Origin of the sequence: uncultured Adlercreutzia sp. (assembly GCA_910585575.1) — a bacterium.
GTDB lineage: Bacteria > Actinomycetota > Coriobacteriia > Coriobacteriales > Eggerthellaceae > Adlercreutzia.
Genome location: CAJUFS010000061.1, coordinates 1 through 7,882, shown reverse-complemented (window position 1 = coordinate 7,882; position 7,882 = coordinate 1). Strand labels below are relative to the sequence as shown.

General features: G+C 60.6%; 7 protein-coding genes. 4 read left to right on the top strand and 3 right to left on the bottom strand.

Features of this window, described 5'->3' with window-relative positions; genetic code table 11:
- Positions 1-30 precede the first annotated feature (30 nt).
- Positions 31-1,395 (top strand): FAD-binding protein, encoded by a 1,365-nt coding sequence (locus QZ307_RS08515; RefSeq protein ID WP_295998622.1) that lies wholly within the window; start codon positions 31-33, stop codon positions 1,393-1,395.
- Positions 1,396-1,479: 84 nt separating this feature from the next.
- On the opposite strand, the gene QZ307_RS08510 is transcribed toward QZ307_RS08515, so the two are convergent.
- Positions 1,480-2,961, bottom strand: a complete 1,482-nt coding sequence (locus QZ307_RS08510; RefSeq protein ID WP_295998620.1) for a helix-turn-helix transcriptional regulator — start codon at positions 2,959-2,961, stop codon at positions 1,480-1,482.
- A 350-nt stretch (positions 2,962-3,311) separates the two neighbouring features.
- Here QZ307_RS08510 and QZ307_RS08505 point away from each other — a divergent pair, with 350 nt between their 5' ends.
- A complete protein-coding gene (locus QZ307_RS08505) occupies positions 3,312-3,575 on the top strand; it encodes a DUF4160 domain-containing protein (protein ID WP_295998618.1) in 264 nt (87 codons plus the stop codon).
- A 9-nt stretch (positions 3,576-3,584) separates the two neighbouring features.
- On the top strand, positions 3,585-3,893 hold the full coding sequence (locus QZ307_RS08500; RefSeq protein ID WP_295998615.1) for a DUF2442 domain-containing protein: 309 nt from the start codon (positions 3,585-3,587) through the stop codon (positions 3,891-3,893).
- Between the two features lie 118 nt (positions 3,894-4,011).
- Here QZ307_RS08500 and QZ307_RS08495 read toward each other — a convergent pair whose 3' ends face one another.
- Together QZ307_RS08495 and QZ307_RS08490 are read right to left on the bottom strand one after the other, a co-directional pair.
- The gene (locus QZ307_RS08495) at positions 4,012-4,569 is read right to left on the bottom strand and encodes a gamma carbonic anhydrase family protein (protein WP_295998613.1); all 558 of its coding nucleotides are present in this window, start codon (positions 4,567-4,569) and stop codon (positions 4,012-4,014) included.
- A gap of 94 nt (positions 4,570-4,663) precedes the next feature.
- Positions 4,664-5,608 (bottom strand): papain-like cysteine protease family protein, encoded by a 945-nt coding sequence (locus QZ307_RS08490; RefSeq protein ID WP_295998611.1) that lies wholly within the window; start codon positions 5,606-5,608, stop codon positions 4,664-4,666.
- 490 nt (positions 5,609-6,098) lie between these two features.
- On the opposite strand from QZ307_RS08490, the gene ilvD reads away from it, so the two are divergent.
- Positions 6,099-7,772, top strand: coding sequence for a dihydroxy-acid dehydratase (gene ilvD / locus QZ307_RS08485; RefSeq protein ID WP_295998608.1), 1,674 nt, complete (start codon positions 6,099-6,101; stop codon positions 7,770-7,772).
- Positions 7,773-7,882: the final 110 nt, after the last annotated feature.

Below are 7,882 nucleotides of genomic sequence, written 5' to 3'. Positions count from 1 at the left end.
TCCGAGTTTTGCAAGCGCGGCGGCAACCGCGTGAGCCCCGACATCATTCGCGTGTACGTTGAGAACTGCGGCGAGATGTTCGACAACTTCTTCTCGCTCATCCCGTCCGACAACCATTGCGTCGAGATGGGTCCCAAGGGCGAGCTGGGCTTGCACGTGGCCTACGGCCGCAAGCCCGAGGACTACCCGATTATTCAGGCCGGTTACAAGACCTGGGTAGGCGACGCCATGTTCTGGGGGCCCTACCATGACGAGCCCGCAGATGGCGTGGGCATGTACTCGAATTTGAGCGAGGCCCAGAGCTTCTCGATGAAGAAGGCTCAGGAGCTGGGCGCCGACTGGCGCTTCCAGACGACGGCCGCGGTGTGCACCCAGGACGAGGCCGGCGACGTGACCGGTGTCATCGCCCAGAACGCCGACGGTTCCTACACGCGCTTCAACGCGGCGAAGGGCGTTATCCTGGCCTGTGGCGATATGGGTCAGAACAGTCAGATGATTTGGGAGCTCTTGACCGAGGTGGCCGAGTGGTGCGAGCGCCAGGATGTTGATCCGGATTCTCTGACCACCATGACCATGAACGATGGCTCGGGACTGAAGATGGGCTGCTGGGCCGGCGGCTATGTCGAGCCCGGTCCTCGTCCCACCATGTCCATGGGCGGTGGCGGCGGGGGCCCCTGGGGCACCTCTCCCTTCCTGTGGCTGAACGCCGAGGGCAAGCGCTATATGAACGAGGGCATTACCGTGGGCGCCTTTGCGGCCACCATCCGCCAGCCCTTGGGTATCGTGGCCACGGTGACTGATTCCAAGTGGCTGAAGACGGTGCAGAACGCCAGCATCGATCACGGCGCGCCCAACTACACACGTCCTCAGTACTACGAGGATCTTGTAACTGACATGGCAGAAGTGGTTGGTGGCGGCGCTGACGGTGGCATCGTGCGCTCCTGCACCATTACCGAGCGTATGCCCTCCCAGGTATTCGGTGCCGATGATCTTGAGACGGCCCTGAAGTACGCGGGCTACACCGACGATGTTATTCCCACCTGCTTGGAATCCATCAAGCGCTACAACGAGCTGTGCTATGCGGGCAAGGATGACGACTTTGGCAAGGATGCCCTGCATATGGTACCCATCGACGAGCCGCCTTACTACGTGGCCCCCTCGAGCAACGCCGCCACGGGCGCCGCGGGTCTGGTAACTTTGGCCGGCCTGATGACCGACGAGAACCTTGTGTGCCTTCGCCCCGATTACAGCCGCATCAACGGACTGTACGCCGTGGGTAACTGCCTGGGCCAGCGCTACGGCAACGCCTACTCCACGCCGACGGCCGGTGTGTCCATCGGTATGGCCATGACCCACGGCCGCGTGGCCGGCAAGAACGCCGCCGCTCGTTCCTAAGCCTCATCCCCGGGCAGTCCCGAGAACTGCCCACTCTCTCCCTCCGAAGGCCGCGCCACTCCCTCCCCTTGGCGCGGCCTTTCTCTATTTCCGTTCCTGTTCCCACTGCTGCAAAAAGTCGATGAGCTCATTCTTGGAGTGGACGTCCAATTTGCCATAAATGCGCTTGATGTGGGTTTTGACCGTGTGCGGTGAAACAACAAGCTCCTCAGAAATGCGGTTGGTCGAATAGCCGCGCACGAAAAGCGAGAACACTTCGGTTTCTCGGGGAGAAAGCTCGTAGGCAAGAGCGAGCGTCTCGATGGCTGAAGACCGAGTGTTCTCTTCGCGCGGAGGAGTATCGTTGTCTGCCCGAGATGCAGAGTCGTTGCGCAGCTGGCGATCTTCGTCCCCTGCTGCCGATGAGCTGCGTTGCCCCAACGAGGCCGCGATGATGAAAAAGACCACGCAGCATAGCGGCGTGAACAATTCGCGCCCCATACTGTCAAAGAGGGGAGAAACAAGAAAGCCGCCGAGGATGATCAAGCCAAGAAGGCCACGCGTAAGACAGAACCAGAAACGGCTTTCATCGGGTCGCCCGCGGGTGCCTCGTACGGTAGTCAGCCAGAAGGCTATCTCGAGCAGGGCGCCCCCCGCGCCGGTGGCCCCATAACCTACGGCAGACACGCAAGGAATATGAGGAAGCGAGAGCATCCACCCGAGCAGCAGCAGTCCTGCGCCGAGCGGGGTGAAAGAGCCAGAAAGGCGACGGTATTCCTTAAGTTTCCAAAGAAGTAAAAAAGCCAGGGCCGTAAGGCATTTCGCTCCATCGATAATCAATGATCCTAAGGAGTCAGTATGCGGAAGCGCCTCGCCAGCTATCACATTGCCCCAGGCAAATCCTAGGAGCAGCCCGTAAAGAGCGCAGCCGGCGAAGGGCAGCGCGACGAACTTCCACGAGCTGGCTTGGTGTGTCGCCCAGGAGGCGCGGACAGATCGGGCATCCTGGGTTTCACGGCGCGGCGTTGACGGATGTGCGGAGGAAGGGTGCGAATACTCGAGGGGCAGCGCGGATAACAGCGCGCAGCCTCCAATAATAAGCAAGTTGAGGGGCCCCATCGCCCACGGAGTGAAGGCGAATTTGAGGGCAAAAGCGCAGGCGAAGAGGGCGAATGTGGTAGGAGCCACTGTTGTGGGCTGCAGGTCAGCAAAGGCGTCGGCCCAAAGAGCTAAGAGGATGCCGCTTCCCGCTCCTACGCAAAAGGCACCAAAGGGAATTTGAAGGGGGGTGCCAAATTGCGCTGTGCTGTACAGAGAGGTTAAGGCAAAGCCGCCGATAATGGGGAGCATGGCCAACATGGGAGAGATGCCAAGATACCGCCGAGGACGCCAGACAGCGGTAACGACGATGACTGCGCAGGCACCTACGGCACCGATCAGATATGCGGCGAAGAACACCTCGGGGCTGGCAGGCGATCCGTCGAGCAACGACGGATCGGACGGAACCTCGACGAAGCAGAGGAATGAGAAAACGAGCGGGGCGGCGAAGAGCATGCGCCACGAGACAGTCTTGCGCAGTGAGGCCATTGAGTCCCTCCGTCTGAATGGCTAATTAATGCAACGGGAATTGTGCCAGTATAGCACCGTTGCGATAGGGGAAAGGCCAGGTAATCATTGGATTTTACTCGTTGTAGATTCAGGAAGGGCCATAGTGGTGTCGGCCAAACGGGGTATATACCGAGGTGCACGGGTCGCTGTCAAGTTGGGTAACGAATTTGGTTGAACCTAGCTATGGTTCTTGCTGCTGTACGACAATCGTTGAGCAAAGATTTACGATGAATGTCTAGCCTGATGGTTCTTGGACGCAGGATCCGCAACGTTCTTGCGGCTTCGTAGAATTCGGGTAAGATTGAACCACTTGGAACGAAGGAGTGGGAATGCCCGAGTTAAGTCGATTTGCCGGAATTGTCATCTACATGCTCTTCAAGGATACGCAACACCACAACAAGCCGCATGTGCATGTTTACTATGGAGAGTATGAAGCATCTATTGGTGTGGATGGTGAGCTTCTCGCTGGATCGCTTCCTCGCCGTCAGATGAAAATTGTTGTTGGTTGGCTGGCTCTTCATGAGGAAGAAGTATATGCTGCTTGGAATCATGCGGTGCAAGGCGAGCATTTTGACAAGATCCAGCCTTTGTAGGGAGCGCTTATGTATATCGTTGACGACATTTGCTATGCGGAAACGCCCATGAGCGAGGTAAGAATCGTTGATGCAAAGCCGCTTGTAGGCGGGATGTTGCTGGTGACCTTTCTATCGGGGGAAAAAAGGCTTTTCGACACCACTTCTCTTGAAGGCTCTGCCTTTGTTCCCCTGCGAGACGAGTCGGCGTTGCAGACAGTGCGCGCTGAACATGGATTCGTGTCGTGGCTCGATGGCGAAATAGATCTTGCTCCCGAATACATTTTCGAAAACAGTCTGCCCTATGTAGACACCGACGATGTCTTGTTTGTGGCTTAACTTTTTCCTCTTTGCTTAAGGGCGAAACCGACGATTGAATCGACGCTCCTCTTATAAATAAAGGAGCGGGCTGCTCGAAAGCCGCCCGCTTCAACTGGTTTTTTCGTTTTCCCAGGCGCTATTTCGCTAAGGCAATAGTCATGAGGTTGTCGGGGACGTCCTTGCCGGCGTAGACGATGCCGTTCTCAACCAGGTCGGCGCCGATCTGCGCGTAGCCCTCGGCGGCCGTGCGGTTGCCCTCGATTTCCTCGGGGGAAAGCTGGCGGCGCACCTTGGCGGGGCATCCCACTACCAGCGAGCCTTCGGGGACAATGGTGCCCTCGGTGACCAGGGCTCCGGCGGCCACGAGGGAGTTCTTGCCGATGACCGCGCCGTTCATGACTACGGCGCCCATGCCCACCAGCACGTTGTCCTCCAGGAAGCACCCGTGAATGACGGCGCCGTGGCCCACGGTTACCCCGCGGCCCACAATGCAGTCCTGGTCGTAGTCCAGGTGCACGCAGGCGTTCTCTTGAATGTTCGAGCCTTCGCCCACCACAATGCGGCTGCCGTAATCGCCGCGCAGGGTGGCGCCGAACAGAATGGTAGCGTCCTTGTCTACGTGTACGTTGCCAACCAGCGTGGCGTTAGGCGCAATGCGCGATTCGGGGTGAAGCGTGACCTGGTGATAATTCATAGATGCCCTCCTAGGATCGATTAGCTAAGAGCAACCATACCGCAGGTCAGGGGCGCCGTTAATAAGCAAATTCGCCGATGCGGGTAAAAACGGCCTAAGCGCTGTGCACCTCGTAGGCATTGGCGGCAGCGTTAATGACGTCCTCGAACTCCCAGCTTTTGTGGGAGCGGGCTGCGCTGGCGGGGTCGTGAATGACCAGGTGGCTATCACGATCGATGTCCTCCAGCACAATGACGCTGGCTACCGGCGAGAACGTGCCTGGTTGGGTGATGACCAGGACGGGCGTATGGGACACCAAAGCGCGACGAATGCTGTGCTCGTCCAAAGCGATGCTCTCAAGAGCCATGCCATAGTCGCTTGCGGCGCCCGTCAGATACGCCGCAATAGTGTCGGTGCCCGTGGCCGTTAGGTCGTGCGCCGTGCCCCACTGCGCGAAGTCGATGGGGGAGAGTTCCTTGTCGCCCGTCAGGTACACGTGCGCCATAGCCAAAGCCGTTGGTGCAGCGCCGGCGGTGGCAATGGTTCCCTGGCCGAAGGGCTCGGCCCCCCAGGAGCTATCCGTCTGGTACAGGGAAGGAAGAGTGCCCTGCTTCCAGGCCTGCACCGCAGTACTTTCCGGCGCGGTGGTTTCAGCGGCGGCGTAGGGGGAGTCGGCATCGGCGGTGACCGGCATGAGCCACCAGTAGGCCAGTAGGGCCACCAGCATGATAAGAAGGGTGCTCAGCGCGATGACCAAAATAATGCGCACATCGCGGTGACCGCGAATCATGCCGGCAACACCGACGGACTTCAGTTCCGCCAAATTAGGATGGTTACCCGCGTACATGCGAAAAGCCTTCCAAGAAGGCGCAGCCAAAGGATGACTGGCACGATAGGAGCGCTCGGCCAGGGTGGGATCGGCCACCATGGGACCCGAGCCCGTGTGGAGCGGTGCACTAGAGGCGGGCAGCACGGTGGGCTTGGACGTGCCGTTGGCGGCAGCGGCAGAAGCGCGACCGGTGGTGGTGCGGGGATGTACGGAAGCTTGCGCGGTGCCCATCTGTCGTCCTCTCCTTCGGCATGAACACAACTTCTTGGGGTTCAGTTTACGAAGACGCAGATCATCTAGGGTGACGGGCGGTCAACCGTAGAGAGCCTGCAGGGTTTTCGTCACGTTCCGTGGCTGTTTCGTTAAATTCGCGTAGAAATATGAGTAAAAACCCTTGCGATTGTCGAAGCGAGGGGTATACTGCACACCCAAGTTAATACTGAAGAAATGCGTTGACGAGGAAAAGCGGGGCGAACCCATCTTCCAGCAAGCCTGCGGAATGTGCGAGCAGGCGGTGGGCGATCCGACCAACCCTCCGAGCAGTTCAGAAGGAACGCTTCCCGGGCGACAGGCTTACCGCCGGTTCGGGAATGGCAAGTAGCTCTGGACCGGCGACACCGTTATCTGTCGTGATGCGCGTACCGCTTGGCGGTTCGCAGCGTCGTTCCGGCCCGGTGCATCTTGCAGCGGGTTTTGTTGTTTTAAGAGAGAGGAACGGCCTATGGATCTACGAAGCGACCAGATCAAGCGCGGTGTGGCCCGAGCACCCCATCGAAGCCTGCTGAAGGCCGACGGCATCACCGACGAGGAGATGGACCGCCCCTTCATCGCGGTATTCAATTCGCGCAACGATATCATCCCGGGGCACACCAACCTCGATAAAGTCTGCGAGGCCGTCAAGGCCGGCATCTATATGGCCGGCGGCGTTCCCTTTGAAATTTCCACCATCGGCGTGTGCGACGGCATTGCCATGAACCACGATGGCATGCACTACTCGCTGGTGTCCCGCGAGGCTATTGCCGATTCGCTGGAATGCGCTGTGCAGGGCCATGCCTTCGATGGCATCGTGTGCATTCCCAACTGCGACAAGATTGTGCCCGGGATGATCTTGGGCGCCCTGCGCGTGAACATTCCCACGGTGTTTGTCTCCGGCGGCCCTATGCTTCCGGGAACCCAGCCCGGCGGCTGCGGTCCCACCACGGACCTGAACACGCTCTTCGACGGCGCCGGCCAGGTGGGTGCGGGCACTATGACCGAAGAGGAGCTGGCGTTCTACGAGGACACGGCCTGCCCCACCTGCGGCAGCTGCTCGGGCATGTTCACCGCCAACTCCATGAACTGCCTGTGCGAGGCCCTGGGCATCGCTCTTCCCGGAAACGGCACCGTTCCCGCCGTCTACTCCGAGCGCTTGCGTTTGGCGAAGCATGCGGGCATGAAGGTGATGGAGCTGGTGAACAAGGGCGTGCGTTTCAAGGATATCCTGAACGCACCAGCCATCCACAACGCCATGGAATGCGATATGGCTTTCGGCGGTTCCACGAACACGGTCCTGCACCTAACGGCTATTGCCCATGCGGCCAGTTGTCCCATCACCATGGACGACTGGGACGCGGCTTCGGCGCGCACGCCGCATCTGGTGAAGCTGCAGCCCTCCGGCCCGCGCCCGCTTATCGACCTGTACCACGTGGGCGGCGTGCCGGCAGTCATGGGCGAGCTGGGAAAGCTGGGGCTGCTCGACGAAGATGCTCTCACCTGCATGGGGCCGTTGCCTGAGTACCTGGCCACGTGCTGCCCCGACGCCGATGGCGAGGTGTGCCGCACGGGCGAGAATCCCTTCTCGGCAGTGGGCGCCCTGCGCGTACTGCACGGCAACATCGCCCCGGACGGCGCCATCGTAAAGAAGGCGGCGGTGGATCCCTCCATGCTCTGCCATACCGGCCCTGCCCGCGTGTTCGATTCCGAGGAGGCGGCCTGCGAGGCCATCAACGGAGGCGCCATCAGGGCAGGGGACGTGGTGGTCATTCGCTACGAAGGGCCCAAGGGAGGCCCCGGTATGCGCGAGATGCTCACGCCCACGTCGGCCATTTGCGGCATGGGGCTGTCCACCTCGGTGGCCCTCATCACCGACGGGCGCTTCTCCGGCGCCACCAAGGGGCCGGCCGTGGGGCACGTGAGCCCAGAAGCGGCGGCCGGCGGCCCCATCGCGCTCATCTGCGAGGGCGACTCGGTCACCGTGGACATCGAGGGCGGCGCACTCACGCTGAACGTGGACGACGCAGAGTTGGCGCGCCGACGCGCCGCGTGGCAGCCGCCCGCGCCCAAGCACGACCACGGCGTGCTGGCGAAATACGCGAAACTGGTAACTTCCGCTGACAAGGGGGCGATCATCCTGTGAGTACCCATGCAGAACAACCCGCCGAGCCCGTCCGCCGCAACGCCGCCACCCTGGGCGCGCCGCGCGGCGCCGGCTCACGCACGCCCAAGCAGGGCGCGACGATGCTCGGC

Coding starts and splice junctions, on each gene's coding strand:
- QZ307_RS08505 (WP_295998618.1), top strand. CDS start 3,312: ATGCCCGAGTTAAGTCGATTTGCCGGAATTGTCATCTACATGCTCTTC.
- ilvD (WP_295998608.1), top strand. CDS start 6,099: ATGGATCTACGAAGCGACCAGATCAAGCGCGGTGTGGCCCGAGCACCC.
- QZ307_RS08490 (WP_295998611.1), bottom strand. CDS start 5,608: ATGGGCACCGCGCAAGCTTCCGTACATCCCCGCACCACCACCGGTCGC.
- QZ307_RS08510 (WP_295998620.1), bottom strand. CDS start 2,961: ATGGCCTCACTGCGCAAGACTGTCTCGTGGCGCATGCTCTTCGCCGCC.
- QZ307_RS08495 (WP_295998613.1), bottom strand. CDS start 4,569: ATGAATTATCACCAGGTCACGCTTCACCCCGAATCGCGCATTGCGCCT.
- QZ307_RS08500 (WP_295998615.1), top strand. CDS start 3,585: ATGTATATCGTTGACGACATTTGCTATGCGGAAACGCCCATGAGCGAG.